The sequence below is a fragment of the Pseudalkalibacillus sp. JSM 102089 genome, from assembly GCF_041366475.1.
GTDB classification, from domain to species: domain Bacteria; phylum Bacillota; class Bacilli; order Bacillales; family Guptibacillaceae; genus Guptibacillus; species Guptibacillus hwajinpoensis_B.
Genome location: NZ_JBEWYW010000004.1, coordinates 265493 through 283640, shown reverse-complemented (window position 1 = coordinate 283640; position 18148 = coordinate 265493). Strand labels below are relative to the sequence as shown.

Below are 18148 nucleotides of genomic sequence, written 5' to 3'. Positions count from 1 at the left end.
ATATGAGCTATGTCAAGGATAAGAGTTAAGATGTCAAAAAGCACCAGCCTAAGGCTGATGCTTTTTACATGCCAATATATCTTGAATAGAGTGCTTTTGCTCTTCCACTATCTTCTGTTCCTTGAATAAGTACCCGCCCATCTGGAAATAACACTAGTCTTTCCCCTTCCTCAAGTTGCGCTTTAAGTAAGAAAGGAGTTTTCTTTACTGTTGTTGTTTTTTCTAGCTTTGATGCCCATTCTTTTAAATCAAAATGACTTTCAAGGTGTATCTGAATCGTTTCTCTTCCACATAGAGAGGTGATATCCTGCTTAGCTCCCGCTTTTAATGATGGATATTCGTTTGTTTGGCATGTTGGACAACCCTCTTTAGGCGAAGAAAATTTCATCGCATAACTATGATTATGCCAAATATCCATTGTCATTAGGCTGCGATGAAGCTTCTCATGGTCCCCCGCTATATATTTCATAATCTCCGTCACTTGATACGATGCTATAATATCAACGATAGGAGAAATAACCCCGATCGTGTCACACGTTTCACCAGTCGTTCCTTCGCCCCCCTGAATAAAGCAACGAAGGCAAGGCGTTTCACCAGGAACAAACAATGCTGTCATTCCCCTTGAACTTACCGCCCCACCATATACAAAAGGAATATTCATTTTAAAACAAGCATCATTTAAAAGAAAACGTGTGGAAAAGTTATCGGTCCCGTCCATAACAAAGTCCACTTCTTTCATAAGGTCACTTACGTTACTTGCATTAACATCCGCTATGATCGCTTCGATTTCAACTAAGGAATTCATTTTTTCTAGTTTCTTTTTGGCTGCAATTGTTTTTGGTAACGCTGCAGAAACATCCTCTTCGTCAAATAGCATTTGTCTTTGAAGATTGCTCTTCTCAACATAATCACGATCGACAATTCTTACATGACCGAAGCCCGCTCGCACAAGATGATTGGCAATCGCTGTCCCTAGTGCACCCATTCCTACAATAAGAGCCCTTGATTGACTGAAATTCTTTTGGCCTTCTTCGCCTATAGGAGAAAACAGCATTTGTCTTGAATACCTTTTAAAGTCATCCATTTAATCTCTCTCCTTTTGAACAATTTTATATTCTTCTTTTGTATTTACATTTAAAAACTGCTTTCTCAGTTCTTCAACTGTTATATATTGGGCATTAATTAATTCAAAAAGATCATTCATTTTTCTTTTTCCTGATAAAAGAAGCTCTTCGATAATGGATTTACAGGAAGAATGATAGATAGCACAGAGTGGCTGACTTCTTCCTGAGCTCACCGGTATGACGGCCATTGCTTCTGGATGTTTGATCATTTCTTCAATTAGTGTAGAAAATAGACCATCTGTTACGAACGGCATATCACAAGCGACCGTTAGATAAAGATCACCATTCGTTTGAGTCATCCCAGAATAAAGACCTGCTAGCGGTCCCATCCCTACAAATTTTTCCTCATCTCTTATCACTCTTATCTCTTCTGATGTGCTCATGCTAAACTGCTCTAATAAATCTCTATTTGTTACGATAATGGATTCATTTACAACAGGGTGAAGTTGATTCAGTACCACTTCATAAAAAGGCTTGCCGTGATAAGTGGCAAATGCTTTTGGGGATCCAAACCTTCTGGACTCCCCTCCTGCTAGCAATGTACCTATTATTTTCATAACCACCATGCCCCTCCCACAAGAGCGCCAATCATAGACGAGGCGAAATTGACCACGTCATTATTAAATCCTTTTATACCGCTGATTTTGACTGTCTTATTTCCACAATGCATATGGCGTTCGGTTTTTGAACCACATTTCTGACATTTTAATTCTTCTTGCAAGGTTGCTCCAATCAGCGTATCGCTTAAACAGCCGACAAATCCTGCGACCGTAACAATAACTAACCCTAGATAAGATAAGTCAAAAACAAGTGAACCAACTCCTCCAATTAAACCAGCTCCGAGCAAAGACGCCAATATACCTGGCATACTAATAGCTCCAGAAGTGCCTGCCGGAACGAATTTCATCGTTATTATATGAAGGGGGCGTCGCTTTGAGAGAACGCCAAGTTCAGATGCCCAGGTATCAGAATTAGAAGTGGCAATCGCACTTAGAAAAATAAACAGCCATACATCCCCAGGGAATAAAAGCATCATTATTCCAGCGAAAGCAGCAACCCCACCATTTGCAAGAACTTGATACTGATCTCTCGAAGCGCCCTTTTCAACAATTTGTTCCACGCCATCTTTTAACTGCGCTTTATACTTACTCCATATAGTAGAAGTTAAAAAAAAGATACCAAGAAGCAAGAGCCCTTTCCAGCCAAAACCTAGTGCGATCGCGCACCCAACACCTGTGGCGGCTATTGCTCCATTTCTCGAAAGTGCATGAACTTTATATCCTAAAACACCTGTTATAGCACTTAAAAAAGCGTAAATGATCATTTTACGTTAACAAGCTGTTCATTAGTAATGATGGCTTCCACAGGTACGTCAAAAGATTCGGTTGGCACCTTTTCAACGACTTGAAATTGATAGGCAAGGGATACGGTTGAGTTTGAATAGTGTTGCAAATATCGATCATAGAAACCGCCACCAAATCCAATCCTAAAGCCATTAAGATCAAAAATGAGACCAGGAACAAGCAAAAGATTTATTTCTTCTGGGGGACATACTACTGTTTTATCGGGGCGAGGTTCTTCCAACCCAAAATAAACGCTTTCTAGCTGATCCCACTCTGTTAAGTAGCGAAAAGTCATCTGCTTCGTCTTCGGATTACACTTCGGGACTGCTACTCTCTTTCCATCAGTCCAAGCTTTTTCTATAATTTTCTTCGTATTTATTTCACCTTTCATTGCCACGGTTAATCCGATCGTTTCAGCCTTTTTGAATGGTTCATATGTATAAAGACGTTCACGTATTTGTTCATCAAGCAATATTTTCTCATCAGCACTAATTTCTTTTAATTTCACTTTCATGTTTGTTCGCCATTCATGTTTTGATTGCATCATCATTCCTCCTACTTTTCTCTTCTATTAGTTTACGAGAAAATGTGCAAATAAAAAAGCAGTAGGATATCCTACTGCTTACTTTGTTTCGCGATGTAACGTCTGCTTTTTAAGTCTTGGGCTGTATTTTTTAAGTTCAAGACGATCAGGGTTAGTACGTTTGTTCTTCGTCGTGATGTAGTTACGATCGCCTGTTTCAGTGCAAGCCAATGTAATTTGTACGCGCATGAATATCCCTCCAAATCCTATCAAACTGTTCATTTAACAACATACTTCATTATGATAACAAACATATCTCATTCAATCAAGTTGTTTTTGTTGAAGAAAGTGACTCATATTTCTCAAGATAATCCTTCACCACATCTACGTACGTTGCATGCGACCAGGTTAAGGGTGCTACAGATAGTGGTTTACCCGTGTAAGGATGAACCTGTTCAGGTAGTATACCACTTGTGAGGGCTTGCTTAAATACCCAATCAATATGATTCTTCGCATCGCGAAGTTGTTCAATCGTTTGAGCACTAGAAATTTTCCATTTAGCGATCCATAGAGTACAAATAACCCACGGATTGCCTGGTACTTCTTCTACATTTTGTGATTGTTGAAAATAATAATCACTAACATAACGTGCTACCCCGCCTATACTTGTTTTGACAGACAGGCGTTTTTCAATTTCTTCCATTGTACGAACAACCCTTGGATCATCTGCAGGGAATACTCCAAAAGCAAATAGACCAAACAAACTGCTTTCTATTGTATAATCCTTCGTTATCTCTCCAGACTCGCCATTGCGGTACAACCCCCGGATAAAGCAGGAACGGGTCTTATCATATAAATGTGTCTCAATTCCTTTTTTGATCCGCTGTGCCCCTTCAAAATAGCTATCAGCGCGGTCATCTTCACCAAATAGCCTTGCAAACGAATGAGCTGCCATCAAACCTCCATAGCAAGCGGAAGCTGTAAAGCTAAAAATTCCAAATCGCTCTTCCCAAAGATCGTAAGAAGGAAGTGGCAAATCTAGCGCTTCATCCATAAATTGCAACAAGAACTTAGCTCCTGGCCGTACTAAGAACTTATAGAGCGATTGAGCAAATTCAATATCTCCTGTCGATTGATAATGCTCCCAAAAAGCCCAGAGAACAAGAGCAGTTTCATCTTCTTGTATTGGAAGCTGAGATTGCTTTAAGCGATCCACATAGGGATGCCAGCTCGATCCTACAGAGCCATCAGGATTGTATTTGTGATGTAAATACCCTTCTTTTGAAAGAAGCTCTGCACAGCAGCGATAGAAGTTCGCCACCATTCCATGGTAACCTGCTTTTGACATCGCTGAAGCAATGAGAGCGCCATCTCTTGGCCACATATAACTATAATGGTCTCGATTGTAATGCAAAATGTCTGAATCATTCGCCGCAATAATCGTTCCATTTTGGTTGGTTTGCGTTCGAACAATTAATAAGCTTCTTTTATAAAGTGAAAGAATGTCCGCCCCTAAGTCTGTCTTAGGTAACACCGACTTATTCACCCATCGGTTCCAATACATCCGAATTTTTTCTACAGTCAATTGTGTTCCAATCTCACTTACATACTCATGAATACTACTAACTTCTTCCTTCGTTCTTCCAACTGTCATCCAATAATAGGCTACTTTCTCACTGTTAGGTTCCAACTTCGTTTCCAAAGAAAATGTGCTATCTACTGATCCCTGCGCGATGGGGTTCACATGTAAGTGGCCGTCTTCAGCATCGCGCCACGTACCTTCTGCAGCCTGGAATCGTTTCACACCAGAAGTATACTGTTTAATCCCTGCCCCATCTATTTCACCATTAAAAAGAAAATATCGATATCGTTTGTAATGAATCATCGACTTAGTATCCGGACAATAATAAGCTGTATCGCCTACTTCAGTTTCATAAATATTCAGATCTTGGTGAAAAAAAATCCTAACGTCACGTCTTTGACCTTCAAGGTTATGAATGGTAATCTTACGAATCATCAGCATCTCACGCTGATGGACTCCCTCTTCAAACACAAGCTTAAGTCCGAGATGAGGATGGACAGCTGTACTATATGTTACCAGTGTGTCTTGATCATAATTAGGCTGAATCTCCCATTCAGATGAATGTAACCATGAAAATTTCCCATCTACCCAAACCCCTATACGATTTGCATGACCTTGAACGTGATTTTGCTGCCCAACATACGGATAATAAATATCTCGTATTTGAAGAAACTGATCCATATTTATAAGCAGTTGTCCATTTCCTATTACTAAGTGTCTTGGCATTTTTGCTACCTCCTATCCATCTCCTACACTAGTTTATTGCACGAGTGGACAGGTCATTACATAAGCTTTCTAATTATATAAAAAAAACCACACTCTCATTTAGAGTATGGTTCGATCACTATGCATTAAGGTCGTATCGTTTCCCCTTCACAACATAAATCACGCTTTCGGAAATGTTCGTACAGTGATCACCAATACGTTCAACATAGCGGCATATAAATGAAAGCTGTTGAATTTGACTAACACTTTCAGGATGTTCGGTCATTAACTCAAGTAGCTCCTTTACAAGACGACCATACATGTTGTCAATTTCATCATCTGCATCAGCAACAGCCATAGCCTTATTCACATCTTCGTCATAGAAAGACGCAAGAACTTCTCTCAACATGTTATTTGCTTTCTCAGCTAGTGCTGGAATTTCTTCGATTGGCTTTACGAATGGCTTGTCGCCAATCCGGATAATCGACTTTGCAATGTTGACCGCAAGATCTCCAACACGCTCAACATCTGTTGTAATTTTAAGTGCTGAGATGAGTCTTCTCAAATCTGTTGCAAGCGGCTGCTCTTTGGCAATTAACCAGATCGCTCTTTCATTAATTTCTTCCTCAAGTCTGTTTATTTTATGATCATTTTCAATGATCTCAAGAGCTTTGTTAACATCCTGAGCTTTTAATGCTGTAATCGCATCATCAACTGCTATTTGTGCTAGTGATCCGAGTTCAAGTAGTTGTGACTTTATCTCATCTAACTGTTCCTGGAAATTCTCTCTTACTACCATGGTTGCTCACCCCCGAATTTATTAACCGAAACGGCCTGTAATATAATCTTCTGTACGCTTGTCAGTTGGATTAGAAAACAGCTGATTCGTATCAGAAAACTCAACAACTTCACCGTTTAAGAAAAAGGCGGTTTTATCAGAGATACGAGCTGCTTGTTGCATATTGTGTGTCACAATAATAATACTGAAATCCTTCTTCAATTCCTGAACAAGCTCTTCTACTTTAAGGGTAGAAATTGGGTCAAGAGCAGAAGTTGGTTCATCCATTAGAATCACGTCAGGCTCAATAGCAAGACAACGCGCAATGCAAAGACGCTGCTGCTGCCCACCGGATAAACCGTAGGCATTCTCGTTAAGACGATCTTTAACTTCTTCCCAAAGCGCCGCCCCTTTTAAGCTTTTTTCTACGATTTCATCTAAAACCTTTTTATTTTTAATTCCATGAATTTTAGGCCCATAAACAACATTTTCATAGATTGACTTTGGAAATGGATTCGGTTTCTGAAAAACCATACCTACCTTTGTGCGCAAGTCTTCTACTTTATATTTGTTTTCAAAAATATTTTTCCCTCGATAATTAATATCACCAGACATTTTAACAATCGGCACCATTTCTACCATTCTGTTAAGTGCTTTAATAAAGGTTGATTTCCCACATCCAGATGGCCCGATGATGGCTGTTACCTGATTTTCTGGAATTTCAAATTTGATATCTTTAAGTGCTTGATCTTTACCGTACCAAAGATTAAAATTTTGAATGCTATAAACTGATTTCTCCTCTTTATTCTGTTTTTCTGAACGAGGAGCTTTCACAACTTTTTTTTCATCCATGATTGTTTTCAATTTCAAAATCCCCTTTTCACATTGATGAGAGTTTTATTCAATCTACAGTCTCTTTGAGAATTTATTTCGTATTAATACAGCAATTGAATTCATAATGAGCAACATTGCGAGAAGTACAATAATACCAGCTGCTGCTACATCGTGGAATTCGGTTTGTGGACGACTTGTCCAGTTGAAAATTTGAATAGGCATTACTGTAAATCCAGACAGTAAATTCTCGGGTAAATAGGCTACAAACGTTAGTGCACCAATCATTAGAAGTGGAGCTGTTTCCCCAATTGCTCGAGAAAGGGCAAGAATTCCTCCTGTAAGGATTCCAGGAATAGCAGCAGGAAGTACTACTTTCTTGATGGTTTGCCATTTTGTAGCACCCATTGCATAAGAAGCTTCACGTAATTCTTTTGGAACAGAGCGAACGGCTTCTTGAGCTGCTACTACAATAATTGGTAGAATAAGCAAGCTCATCGTCAGTCCACCTGCAAGAACACTACGCCCCATTTCTAACATACGAACAAATACAGTTAGTCCGAGCAAACCAAAAACGATTGAAGGTACGCCTGCCAAATTGGATATATTGATTTGAATAAAAGTTGTAAACTTATTTTTCTTTGCGTACTCTTCGAGATATATCGCAGTTCCTACACCAAGAATGAGTGAAACTGGAGCAATCACAGTCATTAACCAAAGTGAACCAAAGAAGGCTGCTTTGATCCCTGCTTTCTCAGGGAAACGAGATGCGAAATTTTGAAAGAACTGAAGGTCGAGATAACCAATTCCTTGAGTGAATATCCGATATAACAAGATAACAAGTACAACAAGGGCAAACATCGTTGCACCAAAAAAGATTCCTTTAAGAATTTTATTTTGTGTTAATCTGGTTTGCATTCTACTTTTAACTTTTGCCTGATCTACTAATTGCATTAGTATTCCTCCCTGAATCTACGAGAAATATATTGCGCGATAAGGTTCATGATAAGCGTGAATAGGAAGAGCGTCATACCGACAGCATAAATGCTGTAATAGATTGTCGTTCCAAATCCGGCATCACCAAGACTTACCTGGACAATATAAGATGTCATCGTTTGGATCGATTCCGTAACATCTAATGTAAGCTTAGGTGTCGCACCACCCGCTACTGTGACAATCATCGTTTCACCAATTGCTCGAGAAATCGCAAGCACAAAGGATGCGATAATTCCTGATAAAGCTGCTGGCAACACAACTTTCACAGCTACTTCAAAACGAGTTGCCCCAACACCAAGCGCACCTTCTCTAATTGCATTCGGAACAGAACTCATCGCATCCTCAGAAAGCGATGCAATCATAGGGATAATCATGATTCCAATAACTATACCAGGACTTAACGCATTAAAGATCGGTAAGCTCGGAATAATGTTCTGTAGTACAGGTGTGACAAAGGTTAAAGCAAAAAAACCATACACAATTGTTGGAATACCTGCTAATACTTCTAGAATCGGTTTGATAAATCTTCTTACACGATCACTTGCATATTCACTCAAATAAATGGCTGCTGCAAGACCAAACGGGATAGCAACCAGCATGGCAATTCCAGTAATCATAAGTGTTCCTGAAATAAGTGGCCAAATACCGTAATCAGGATCACTTTCAAAGAATGGATACCAATCTTTGTTTGTAAAAAACTCAACAATAGACACATGGTTAAAAAAGGTGATTGTTTCGACAATCAGTGTAAACACAATTCCGAGCGTTGTTAATACAGAAATAATTGCACATAAAAGCAATAAGCCCGGTACAAGTTTCTCCATAAACTTTGCTCGTGTTTGATTTTTCTCTTTTTTGTCTTTAATCATTTGACGAACTGAGCTTTGCATTTATTACTCCCCCTCACAAAGAGCAAAACAGGATTAAGTGAGGAGTATGAACTCCTCACCAATCTGCTTTAATTTATTCTTATTTACCAGCGATTTCGTTTAGCTTATCCATATCTTCTGTATACTTTTCTTCTGGAAGAGCTACGTAACCTACTGCTTCAGCCATATCTCCAGCGTTCTCAAGTGCATATTTAGTGAAATCATAAACAGCTGGATTGTCAGTTACTGCAGAATGCTTCACATAAGTGAATAGTGGACGGGAAAGTGGTTCATAAGATCCGTCTTGAATTGTCTCTGCATTCGGCTCTATTGCTTCGCCCTCACCGTTAACAATTGGAATAACATTTAATCTATCTTTATTTTCAAGATAGTAAGCATATCCGAAGAATGCCATACCGTTTTTAGAACCAGTTACACCATTCACAAGTACATTATCGTCTTCAGAAAGTGTTGCTTCTTTTACCATTTGCTCATCTTCTAGAACAACTTCATTAAAGTAATCATACGTACCAGAGTCCGTACCCGGGCTAAATAATTCGATTTTTTCTTCAGGCCATTCAGAGTTAACGTCACTCCACATTGTTGCTTTGCCAGTCCAGATCATATTAAGCTCGTCGATTGTAAGTTGATCTATCCAGTCATTTTCAGAGTTAACAACGATAGAAAGACCGTCTTTTGCGATTTCAAATTCAGTGAATTCAATACCAGCTTCTTCAAGCGCCGAAACTTCTTCTTCTTTAATCGGACGAGAAGCGTTACTCATGTCTGTTTCTCCAGCTGCAAACTTTTCGAATCCACCACCAGATCCCGAAACACCTACACTTACTTTTACGTCAGGTTGTGCAGAAGCATATTCTTCAGCGACAGCTTCCATGATTGGAAATACTGTAGAAGATCCGTCCATTAGTACGTCTCCAGAAACTTCACCATCGCTGTTTGTGCTACCAGAGTTTTCTGTATTACCAGAGTTGTTTCCGCAAGCTGATGCGAAAACCATTACTAGCGACATAACTACCATGAGCATAATACCTTTGAACTTCATGTAATTTCCCCCTAAATGGATGTTTGTACTTGTGACCAACCAGGTTGTTTGTGTACTGGTCTCTCAATCACAATTCTTAGAATACAGGCTAGATATTAATGTCATATAAACCGTATGTAAAGAGATTGTAAATGCGTGTCGGAAAACGTTTAAATAAGTCTTTTTGGGGCATACCTTACTTTTGCTATGCATTCAGCCTATCACTTCACCTCAATCTGACAAATATTATTCATTCATTTGTCCTTAAACAAAAAAACCGCTTTTCAGCGGTTTTTCATGAAATGCTATTCTGTTTCTTTTTGGTTAGCCTCAATAGGTTTCTTCGCTTCATCTTTTAAATCAAAATAAGCATCTAGAACGCGTCCACCTATTTTTTTATTAACATATCCTGAAGAAGAGTCATTCACTTCTGGAACTACTACAGAAAAGGCTACTTCGGGATTATCATAGGGCGCATAGCCAACAAGGGTTAAATTATATCCATCTCCGATTTGCGCTGTTCCAGTCTTTCCAGCAGCTTGATAATCATCACTTTGGAAGTAAGGATAATGTGTACCTGCAGTTCCATTTGCCGTATTCATAACCATCCACATCCCTTTTTGGACATGTGTCACTTCTTCTTCACTCATTTTAATTTTGTTTAACACCTCTGGAGTATTTTGAAAAAGAATGGTATTTGAAAGACCATCTTTTTCAGAAGGTTCATGAACCTCTTTTAAAATGTGTGGCTCAATACGATAGCCACCATTTGCGATGGTAGAAGTATACTGAGCCATTTGCATTGGTGTATACGTATCATACTGTCCAATTGCAAAATCGAGGATTTTTCCGAATTCATTCACACCTCCGTTTAATCCTGCACTTTCACCAGGGAGATCAACCCCGGTTTTAACACCTAGACCAAACTGAGAGAATGACTCTTTTAGCTCATCGTAAGCTGACGGGTCATAACTACTGCTTTCGTAAGGAGCATAGTCATAGCCAGCCATCTTCATCGCGATTTTCCACATATATACGTTTGAAGATCTTTGTAGAGCAACTAAGTCTGAAATAGGTCCCATAGCATTAGCCGTATAAGAAGATTTTTTACCTTCGTCCTTAAAGTATAAAACTTCATCCACAAGTGTCGTATTCGGGTTAATAGCATCATACTGATAACCGGTTAACACTGTTGCTCCTTTAACAGTCGATCCCATTGCGTAGGAGTCACCGATCACTCCAAACGTCCGGTCTTTAAACTCTCCGTTGCTATATTCCTTACCAGCAAGAGAAAGGACTTCACCTGTTTTGGGATCCATCATGACTACATAGCCTCGTGTTGCCCCATATTGTCTTGCATCACGAAGCTCTTCATCCAAAATTTTCTCGACTTCCTTTTGAAGATCGATGTCTAGTGAGAGGACCAAATCGTTTCCTCTTTGACCTTCAATTACTTTTGGTTCACCAATTGGCTCTCCCGATTTGTCGGTCACGTAGGTTTGCTTTTCTTTTTGACCTTTTAAGTACTCTTCGTACTCTTTCTCGAGATAGCTAATACCTACTTTGTCATTTCTTTCATAATCTCTCAAACCATAATAATCTAACTCATCTTTAGGGATAGGTCCGACCCTTCCGAAAATCGTTTGCAGAGTATTTCCATAAGGATATTCTCGAGTGGCGTCTGCTTGAATTTCTATTCCAGGTAGCGAACCAAGGTTTTCACTTACTTTAGCAATTTCATCTTCAGTTAAACCTACCTTAATTGTTTGAGAGGATAAGGCATAACCAGTATCCATCGCCCTTTTGATAGCAGCTACCTCAAGTTCTTTTGGATCGTTCTTAATCTCTGCTAAATCCTCATCATTAATCCGTTCAATTTGGAGTTGGTAAGCTTCACTCGACTCAAGTGCTTCCCACTCTTTTTCCGTTAGCTTCGCCTTCGCTTTTTCCGGATTCGTCACAATCCAATAATCTTTAAGATCTCGGTCAATGACATCATCTGTATCTTTTTCAATATACCCTGCTAATTTCTGAGCTAATTCAAGTCTCTCAGCTTGCTTAGTATTCTGCGTTCGGATATATGTAAGTGCAAATTCCGGGTTATTATCAACCAGAACTCGCCCATAACGATCATACATTTTTCCACGAGGTGCTGTTGATTCTGCTGTAACATTCTCAGTTTGCTCAGAAACACGTTCGTATTCTTCACCGTTTACAATCTGTATAACGCCCAGTCGAAGAATTAATGTAGAAAACAGAAGGAATACAGATAAAAATAATATATTGAGCCTTAAAGGCACATGATTTTTCTTTTTTTTCGTTTTCACGATTGACTCCCTTCCTTTAAACAAATATAGACACCTGTTCCAGACAGGTGTCTCTGCTCTCTCTTCTACTTACTATACTTAGTGATATAAAAAAAGTAAAGAGTCTAATGAGCTATTGTACGGTGTCAGGAGAAGGGTTTGAGGGATGGGGAGCTTGAAGTTTTCTTACAAACAGGTAAATAAACGAATGGCCAGCACCAACAATTAATAACAAAATCGGAATGCTCGTTACATCATCGAATAACGCTACTGTTAATAAGAATAAAAGAACGGAAACAATTCGTCCTAAGTTTAAGTACACCTCTCGAACGACAATGTACTCAATCCGCATTTCTGCTGCATTCCAAGCCTTACCGATCACATCGTAAGTGAGCGAAATGTAGGGGACAAGTAAAAGTGGATAAGCAAGAGAAATACAAACACCATACATTAACAACCGGGCAAACGTTAGGTCGGATACAAGCAAGAAAACCGAAGCGTAAAGAATAAGCCCGCCATATAAAATAGCCTTCTTACGATATCGCGGTTTAATCAATCTCGTCGCCAAATAATAAGCTAAAAATGACACACCTGAATTAACAAGTCCAAATGTACCAATTGCAAGCTCACTTTCCGTCGTAATAAAAACAAGGACAACGATAATGAAAATAAAAGTACCTTCTCTTATACCTTGAAAAAAATGCGCGTGTAAAATGTTAAGCCAATCTGCATTCGCTTTTCTTTCTTGAAGAACACGTTTAAATGAAAAGGTCCCTTTGGCAGACCGACGTTCGAGAAAGAAACTTAAGATTACAGCTGCGAAAAATAAAGCAAGTGAGACGGCAAATATTACTTTGTATCCCGTGAATGCTTCTAGACTTGAAATAATAACACCAGCAAATATTGGCCCAATCATCCCTGCGAAAGATGTAAGTAAACCAAGGAATCCATTAAAAAAATCCCTTGTGTCCGGTTCTGTAATTTCGAATGTTAGCACATTAAATGCAAGCCAATAAAAGCCAAACCCTATTCCAAGTAAAGCGCCCAGTAAGATAAGCAAATGACTAGCGTTCTGACCAAGAAAAAGCACTGTTATATAGAAAAGAGCGAGAAAAATCACTCCAATCCGCAGTACAATAACTCTATCCATTTTCTTAGCCCATCTACCAGCGAGAATAAAGGTAAGCGGCTGACTTATAACCGCAGCAAGGTTGTATATACCTATATCCGCAAACTCACCAGACTGCTTCCACAAGTAAACATTTACGAACGTATTTGAGAGCGCAATACTCAGCGCGTATAAACCACCGATTGTAAGTAATAACAACAAATCTTTTGTTACCTCTATCTCACCAATCATATGTTTTATAACTTTCATAACAAACTCCCCTTTTTTCATCCACCCTTATTTTGACTTAAATTCTGTTCGTTATGCGGATGAAACAAAAAGGATAAACTGTTTTTGAAAGGGGACTAGGTATGTATTACTTTCTATATCGGACAGACTACATTACTAAAGACAGTCGAATCCAACTACTTCAAAGAGTTCAACATCATATAAAAGTTGATGAACACTCGTTCTTTATTAATAGGATGAGGCACTATCTTCAAATCCAATATCGAAATGACCTCATCTCATTGACAATCACAGATCATCAAGTTCTGATTTGTACACCTCATGATTTTGAAACTGGCTGTGATTTTACAGATTTTTTAATAAATTTCACACTACACCATTTAGGAACAATTTATACCTTAATCGAACCATAATAGAAAAACCCCCAACATAAATGTTGGGGGTTTTGAAAGCTTGGTAAATTATTTAGCTGCTTCGTAACGCTTTGCAACTTCATCCCAGTTAACTACATTCCAGAATGCAGCGATATAATCAGGACGTTTGTTTTGATACTTAAGATAATAAGCATGCTCCCAAACATCTAGCCCAAGAATTGGTGTAACACCTTCCATTACTGGAGTATCTTGGTTTGGAGTGCTTGTTACTTCAAGTTCTCCACCTTTTACTACTAGCCAAGCCCAGCCTGATCCAAAACGACCAGCTGCAGCATTAGCAAATTCTTCTTTAAAGCTTTCAAAGCTACCAAATTTCTTTTTAAGTGCTTCGCTTAGATCACCTGATGGTTCGCCGCCACCGTTAGGGCTTAGCAATTGCCAGAAAAGTGAGTGGTTAGCGTGTCCGCCACCATTGTTTCGAACAGCAGTTCGAATGCCTTCAGGAAGTGCGTCAAGGTTGCCAAGAAGATCTTCAAGGCTCTTAGATGCATGCTCCTCATGACCTTCTAGTGCACCATTTAACTTTGTTACATATGCGTTATGGTGCTTGTCGTGGTGGATCTTCATTGTTTCTTCATCGATGTGTGGTTCTAGTGCATTGTAGTCGTAAGGTAGTTCTGGTAGTTCAAATTTAGCCATTGTGAATCTCCTCCTTAAATATAGTATGTAACTTGCTGTTAGGGTAGCGTTAGCCACCACTTGAACATGATGTCGTCACATGTTTACACTAGCAGAATTGTCATGCGTTTTCAAATAATAAACCTTTGAATTTCCGCAACACAGATAAAGTTTCCCCTCAGTATATAGAATTAAACATCTTAACGAATAAAATCGAGAATTAACACCGTAATAACATGCATAAAACATAAAAAAACTCGTCATTAATTGACGAGTGGGATCTTTATTGAGTGGTGGCTCCGGACGGAATCGAACCGCCGACACGAGGATTTTCAGTCCTCTGCTCTACCGACTGAGCTACAGAGCCAAATCATGTTATCAGTATTAACTTTAATTAGTATGTAGTTTGCATTTACATTAAAAGTAATTTGGCCTTGCTATGAGCTTAGGTTGCCCCTGGAGCACTCCAATTAAATTCTAACAAAGAAGTATGTTCGACGTAGTAAGAATTTTATTTTGGTTGCGGGGGCAGGATTTGAACCTGCGACCTTTGGGTTATGAGCCCAACGAGCTACCGAACTGCTCCACCCCGCGATAATGTAAAAGAAATTAATTTGCATCCATTTTTTAGAAAGCTAACTTTTAAAGAATGGAGGAGGAAGAGGGATTCGAACCCCCGCGGGCGACTAAGCCCCTGTCGGTTTTCAAGACCGATCCCTTCAGCCAGACTTGGGTATTCCTCCGATATGCATTTGGTGGACCCTGCAGGACTCGAACCTGCGACCGGACGGTTATGAGCCGTCAGCTCTAACCAGCTGAGCTAAGGGTCCTTATGTAATAAGTGGGGCGGCTGATGGGAATTGAACCCACGAATGCCGGAATCACAATCCGGTGCGTTAACCACTTCGCCACAACCGCCATGTTTTATCGTTAAAATTATGGTAGCGGCGGAGGGGATCGAACCCCCGACCTCACGGGTATGAACCGTACGCTCTAGCCAGCTGAGCTACACCGCCATATGGCTCCACAGGTAGGATTCGAACCTACGACCGATCGGTTAACAGCCGATAGCTCTACCACTGAGCTACTGTGGAATATTTCTTAACGACAAGAACTAATATATCATATGGATTAAGAAAGCGTCAATAAGTTTTTCAAATTTAATTGAATTAATCTTAATTTCAATTATGAAAATACTATATCACGCTTTCATTTTGTCATCAAGAACTTATAGGACATACACTAGGAACACAACAACCATGACCATTTGGAGTAAACCTTTCATAACAGCTCCACCAAGAAAACCAAGCAATGAACCTACACCTACTTGAACAGATTCTTTAAAAGCTTTTCGATGAATAATTAATTCAGCTAAGATAGCACCGATAAATGGTCCAAGGATGATTCCTGCAAATGGAATAACAAACGGGCCAACAAGTAAACCAATTGTACTCCCCCATATCGCCGCCTTTGACCCTCCATACTTCTTCACGCCAAATAAGTTACTAGCATAGTCCGCAATAAATAATAACATCGTCAGCAGAACTTCAACAATCCAAAAGGAAATAGTCATTGAACCAAACTCAAAAAACCCCCCATACAGGATAAACCCAACATAAATAAATAGTACGGCTGGAATAATCGGATAAATCAATCCCACAAATGCAATGATGAATGACGCAATGATCAGGCACCATAATAGAATATCCACGCTTTTAACCTCCCTTCAACTTGACTCTATTTTAGCGGAGATGTCACTTTTCTTCTATATAATGATAAAAAGAAGCAGAGGCATCCCTCTGCTTCCCAAATTTATTCTTCTCCAATGACGGCTTCTGCAATATTCACCGCATGGTCACCAATACGCTCAAGGTTACTGATGATATCAACAAAAACAATTCCAGCACTTCCAGTACATTCACCCTCATTTAGACGAAGGATATGCTGTTTACGAAGCGTTCTTTCCATTTTGTCGATCTTATCTTCCAATTGCACAACATCCTGGGCCTTTGCTACGTCCCATTTATCGAGTGAATCAAAGGCTTCTTGTAGTGCAGAAAGGGTTAAATTAAACATTTCATCAAGATCTTTCATTGCAACGTCAGTCATTTTAACTTTATTACTAATCTGATAATCAACCAATTCAACAATATTTTCCATATGATCCCCAATACGCTCAATATCCCGAACAGAGTCCATTAACATACCATGTCGTGTTGACTCATCACCGGACAAAGAAGTGGCTGATAGCTGAATAAGGTAGTCTGTAATTTTAGTATCTAGGTTGTTAATAGCTTCCTCATACTGAGCGGTTTTTTCTGCGCTTTTCTGACTTTTAGAAGTCAGATAGTTAGAAGCCTCTTGAACACCTTTATAAGCAAAACCGCTCATACGAATAACTTCTTCTTTCGCTTGTCCAAGTGCCACTGAAGTAGATTGTTCAATGAACACAGGATCTAAATGTTTAGGTTTATATTCAATTGTTGAATCATCACCAGGAATAATTTTCGTAACTATAACGGCTAGTAAAGCAATGAAAGGAAACTGAATTATTGTATTAGACACATTGAAAATTCCATGCGCAAATGCGATTGTCATTTCTGAATTAAGATTTAATACACCTTGAAGATAGGAAATAAAAGGGGTGTATAGGGACAAAATAATTAAAAAGATCGTTGTTCCAATTAAGTTAAAAATCACATGGGTAAGGGCTGCTCTTCTAGCTGCTACTGATGCACCAATTGATGCTAGAACAGCAGTTACAGTTGTACCAATGTTATCTCCAAATAATACTGGCATAGCTGCTTGAAGATTCATTGCATCTTGGGAAAACAAACTTTGAAGTACCCCAATGGTAGCGCTAGAACTCTGAACGATTACAGTAAATACAGTACCAATTACTACCCCTAATATTGGATTGTCACTCATACTAAGTGTGAGATCATGGAAAGCCTGAAGACTTCTTAAAGGTTTCATACCATTACTCATAAGTTCTAAGCCATAGAACAATCCACCAAAACCAAATATTATCTGCCCAAGATAAGTAATCTTTTTGTTTTTAACAAAGAAGATTAATGCTGCACCGAGGAAAATTATTGGTAAGGCGTAATCTTTAATAGGTATACCAATAATGAATGCAGTTACTGTAGTTCCTATATTAGCACCCATTATAACTCCGATAGCTTGCCTTAGGGTCATAAATCCTGCATTTACCAATCCCACTGTAAGAACTGTAGTACCTGAGCTAGTTTGTAATAAGATAGTAACTACAATCCCCGCAAGCACACCCATAAACGGGTTAGTGGTAAAACGATCGAGAATATCTCTTAATCGATCACCTGCTGATCGTTGAAGGCCATCTCCCATATACTTTAGTCCAAACAGGAAAATACCAAGACCTCCCACAAACTGAAAGATCATCTCCTGAACGTTGAGTTCCATCATTTCAACCCCTTGCACTTATGTTTTATTTTTTTCGACAATACTCAACAAAGTCCCTTGTCTATTATCTACATCGCTCCCTCCTTTGTAAAGAGTTAATCTAGAATTGTAAATATATTATGCCGAAAACAAACATGTTTCAATAAAGTTTCATTAAGAATACTGTTCCCACCTCTCTATATAAGATAAACTGATTGGG

The 18148-nt window shown here is 39.1% G+C and carries 17 protein-coding genes and 7 tRNA genes; 1 reads left to right on the top strand and 23 read right to left on the bottom strand.

Annotation, left to right across the window (positions count from 1 at the left end):
- Nucleotides 1-64: 64 nt before the first annotated feature.
- The 13 genes from ABVF21_RS12095 to ABVF21_RS12035 all read right to left on the bottom strand — a co-directional run bounded on the left by ABVF21_RS12095 (nt 65) and on the right by ABVF21_RS12035 (nt 13477).
- The gene (locus ABVF21_RS12095; protein WP_303530622.1) at nt 65-1084 is read right to left on the bottom strand and encodes a ThiF family adenylyltransferase; all 1020 of its coding nucleotides are present in this window, start codon (nt 1082-1084) and stop codon (nt 65-67) included.
- On the bottom strand, nt 1085-1681 hold the full coding sequence (gene mobA, locus ABVF21_RS12090) for a molybdenum cofactor guanylyltransferase (protein WP_371018281.1): 597 nt from the start codon (nt 1679-1681) through the stop codon (nt 1085-1087).
- Nucleotides 1678-2448, bottom strand: coding sequence for a DUF92 domain-containing protein (locus ABVF21_RS12085; RefSeq protein ID WP_303530620.1), 771 nt, complete (start codon nt 2446-2448; stop codon nt 1678-1680). The genes mobA and ABVF21_RS12085 overlap by 4 nt, the downstream gene beginning before the upstream one ends.
- Nucleotides 2445-3011, bottom strand: a complete 567-nt coding sequence (locus ABVF21_RS12080) for a 5-formyltetrahydrofolate cyclo-ligase (protein ID WP_194222172.1) — start codon at nt 3009-3011, stop codon at nt 2445-2447. Before ABVF21_RS12080 ends, ABVF21_RS12085 begins: the two co-directional genes overlap by 4 nt.
- Before the next feature lie 78 nt (nt 3012-3089).
- Nucleotides 3090-3239, bottom strand: a complete 150-nt coding sequence (gene rpmG / locus ABVF21_RS12075; protein WP_048308894.1) for a 50S ribosomal protein L33 — start codon at nt 3237-3239, stop codon at nt 3090-3092.
- 76 nt (nt 3240-3315) lie between these two features.
- On the bottom strand, nt 3316-5298 hold the full coding sequence (locus ABVF21_RS12070) for a glycoside hydrolase family 15 protein (RefSeq protein WP_371018255.1): 1983 nt from the start codon (nt 5296-5298) through the stop codon (nt 3316-3318).
- A gap of 118 nt (nt 5299-5416) precedes the next feature.
- Nucleotides 5417-6076 (bottom strand): phosphate signaling complex protein PhoU, encoded by a 660-nt coding sequence (gene phoU / locus ABVF21_RS12065; protein ID WP_194222174.1) that lies wholly within the window; start codon nt 6074-6076, stop codon nt 5417-5419.
- Nucleotides 6077-6097: 21 nt separating this feature from the next.
- Nucleotides 6098-6907, bottom strand: a complete 810-nt coding sequence (gene pstB, locus ABVF21_RS12060; protein WP_194222175.1) for a phosphate ABC transporter ATP-binding protein PstB — start codon at nt 6905-6907, stop codon at nt 6098-6100.
- Nucleotides 6908-6961: 54 nt separating this feature from the next.
- Entirely contained in the window at nt 6962-7840 is an 879-nt protein-coding gene (gene pstA, locus ABVF21_RS12055) for a phosphate ABC transporter permease PstA (protein ID WP_303530613.1), read from the bottom strand.
- The gene (pstC, locus tag ABVF21_RS12050) at nt 7840-8772 is read right to left on the bottom strand and encodes a phosphate ABC transporter permease subunit PstC (protein WP_303530611.1); all 933 of its coding nucleotides are present in this window, start codon (nt 8770-8772) and stop codon (nt 7840-7842) included. The genes pstA and pstC overlap by 1 nt, the downstream gene beginning before the upstream one ends.
- Before the next feature lie 79 nt (nt 8773-8851).
- Nucleotides 8852-9814 (bottom strand): PstS family phosphate ABC transporter substrate-binding protein, encoded by a 963-nt coding sequence (locus ABVF21_RS12045; RefSeq protein ID WP_303530610.1) that lies wholly within the window; start codon nt 9812-9814, stop codon nt 8852-8854.
- Between the two features lie 284 nt (nt 9815-10098).
- The gene (locus tag ABVF21_RS12040) at nt 10099-12120 is read right to left on the bottom strand and encodes a peptidoglycan D,D-transpeptidase FtsI family protein (RefSeq protein WP_371018254.1); all 2022 of its coding nucleotides are present in this window, start codon (nt 12118-12120) and stop codon (nt 10099-10101) included.
- Nucleotides 12121-12232: 112 nt separating this feature from the next.
- Nucleotides 12233-13477 carry an MFS transporter gene (locus ABVF21_RS12035; protein ID WP_303530608.1) on the bottom strand — a complete coding sequence of 415 codons (1245 nt, stop codon included), beginning with the start codon at nt 13475-13477 and terminating at the stop codon, nt 12233-12235.
- 101 nt (nt 13478-13578) lie between these two features.
- Here ABVF21_RS12035 and ABVF21_RS12030 point away from each other — a divergent pair, with 101 nt between their 5' ends.
- Nucleotides 13579-13869, top strand: a complete 291-nt coding sequence (locus ABVF21_RS12030; RefSeq protein ID WP_371018253.1) for a hypothetical protein — start codon at nt 13579-13581, stop codon at nt 13867-13869.
- 48 nt (nt 13870-13917) lie between these two features.
- Here ABVF21_RS12030 and ABVF21_RS12025 read toward each other — a convergent pair whose 3' ends face one another.
- The 10 genes from ABVF21_RS12025 to ABVF21_RS11980 all read right to left on the bottom strand — a co-directional run bounded on the left by ABVF21_RS12025 (nt 13918) and on the right by ABVF21_RS11980 (nt 17949).
- A complete protein-coding gene (locus ABVF21_RS12025) occupies nt 13918-14529 on the bottom strand; it encodes a superoxide dismutase (RefSeq protein ID WP_194222182.1) in 612 nt (203 codons plus the stop codon).
- A 270-nt stretch (nt 14530-14799) separates the two neighbouring features.
- Nucleotides 14800-14875 (bottom strand) — tRNA-Phe (locus ABVF21_RS12020).
- Between the two features lie 150 nt (nt 14876-15025).
- Nucleotides 15026-15102: transfer RNA gene (locus ABVF21_RS12015), tRNA-Met, on the bottom strand.
- A 56-nt stretch (nt 15103-15158) separates the two neighbouring features.
- Nucleotides 15159-15251: transfer RNA gene (locus ABVF21_RS12010), tRNA-Ser, on the bottom strand.
- Nucleotides 15252-15261: 10 nt separating this feature from the next.
- Nucleotides 15262-15338: transfer RNA gene (locus tag ABVF21_RS12005), tRNA-Ile, on the bottom strand.
- A gap of 12 nt (nt 15339-15350) precedes the next feature.
- A tRNA-His gene (locus ABVF21_RS12000) sits at nt 15351-15426 on the bottom strand.
- A 21-nt stretch (nt 15427-15447) separates the two neighbouring features.
- Nucleotides 15448-15524, bottom strand: a tRNA-Met gene (locus tag ABVF21_RS11995).
- 3 nt (nt 15525-15527) lie between these two features.
- Nucleotides 15528-15602, bottom strand: a tRNA-Asn gene (locus tag ABVF21_RS11990).
- A gap of 134 nt (nt 15603-15736) precedes the next feature.
- Complete coding sequence (locus ABVF21_RS11985; RefSeq protein WP_371018252.1) at nt 15737-16219, bottom strand: DUF456 domain-containing protein; 483 nt, start codon at nt 16217-16219, stop codon at nt 15737-15739.
- Nucleotides 16220-16320: 101 nt separating this feature from the next.
- The gene (locus tag ABVF21_RS11980) at nt 16321-17949 is read right to left on the bottom strand and encodes a Na/Pi cotransporter family protein (RefSeq protein ID WP_303530605.1); all 1629 of its coding nucleotides are present in this window, start codon (nt 17947-17949) and stop codon (nt 16321-16323) included.
- Between the last annotated feature and the right edge of the window lie 199 nt (nt 17950-18148).

Excerpts from the sequence above, each read along its gene's own strand:
- ABVF21_RS12095 (WP_303530622.1), bottom strand. The coding sequence starts at position 1,084 with ATGGATGACTTTAAAAGGTATTCAAGACAAATGCTGTTTTCTCCTATA.
- mobA (WP_371018281.1), bottom strand. The coding sequence starts at position 1,681 with ATGAAAATAATAGGTACATTGCTAGCAGGAGGGGAGTCCAGAAGGTTT.
- ABVF21_RS12085 (WP_303530620.1), bottom strand. The coding sequence starts at position 2,448 with ATGATCATTTACGCTTTTTTAAGTGCTATAACAGGTGTTTTAGGATAT.
- ABVF21_RS12080 (WP_194222172.1), bottom strand. The coding sequence starts at position 3,011 with ATGCAATCAAAACATGAATGGCGAACAAACATGAAAGTGAAATTAAAA.
- rpmG (WP_048308894.1), bottom strand. The coding sequence starts at position 3,239 with ATGCGCGTACAAATTACATTGGCTTGCACTGAAACAGGCGATCGTAAC.
- ABVF21_RS12070 (WP_371018255.1), bottom strand. The coding sequence starts at position 5,298 with ATGCCAAGACACTTAGTAATAGGAAATGGACAACTGCTTATAAATATG.
- phoU (WP_194222174.1), bottom strand. The coding sequence starts at position 6,076 with ATGGTAGTAAGAGAGAATTTCCAGGAACAGTTAGATGAGATAAAGTCA.
- pstB (WP_194222175.1), bottom strand. The coding sequence starts at position 6,907 with ATGGATGAAAAAAAAGTTGTGAAAGCTCCTCGTTCAGAAAAACAGAAT.
- pstA (WP_303530613.1), bottom strand. The coding sequence starts at position 7,840 with ATGCAATTAGTAGATCAGGCAAAAGTTAAAAGTAGAATGCAAACCAGA.
- pstC (WP_303530611.1), bottom strand. The coding sequence starts at position 8,772 with ATGCAAAGCTCAGTTCGTCAAATGATTAAAGACAAAAAAGAGAAAAAT.
- ABVF21_RS12045 (WP_303530610.1), bottom strand. The coding sequence starts at position 9,814 with ATGAAGTTCAAAGGTATTATGCTCATGGTAGTTATGTCGCTAGTAATG.
- ABVF21_RS12035 (WP_303530608.1), bottom strand. The coding sequence starts at position 13,477 with ATGAAAGTTATAAAACATATGATTGGTGAGATAGAGGTAACAAAAGAT.
- ABVF21_RS12030 (WP_371018253.1), top strand. The coding sequence starts at position 13,579 with ATGTATTACTTTCTATATCGGACAGACTACATTACTAAAGACAGTCGA.
- ABVF21_RS12025 (WP_194222182.1), bottom strand. The coding sequence starts at position 14,529 with ATGGCTAAATTTGAACTACCAGAACTACCTTACGACTACAATGCACTA.
- ABVF21_RS11980 (WP_303530605.1), bottom strand. The coding sequence starts at position 17,949 with ATGGAACTCAACGTTCAGGAGATGATCTTTCAGTTTGTGGGAGGTCTT.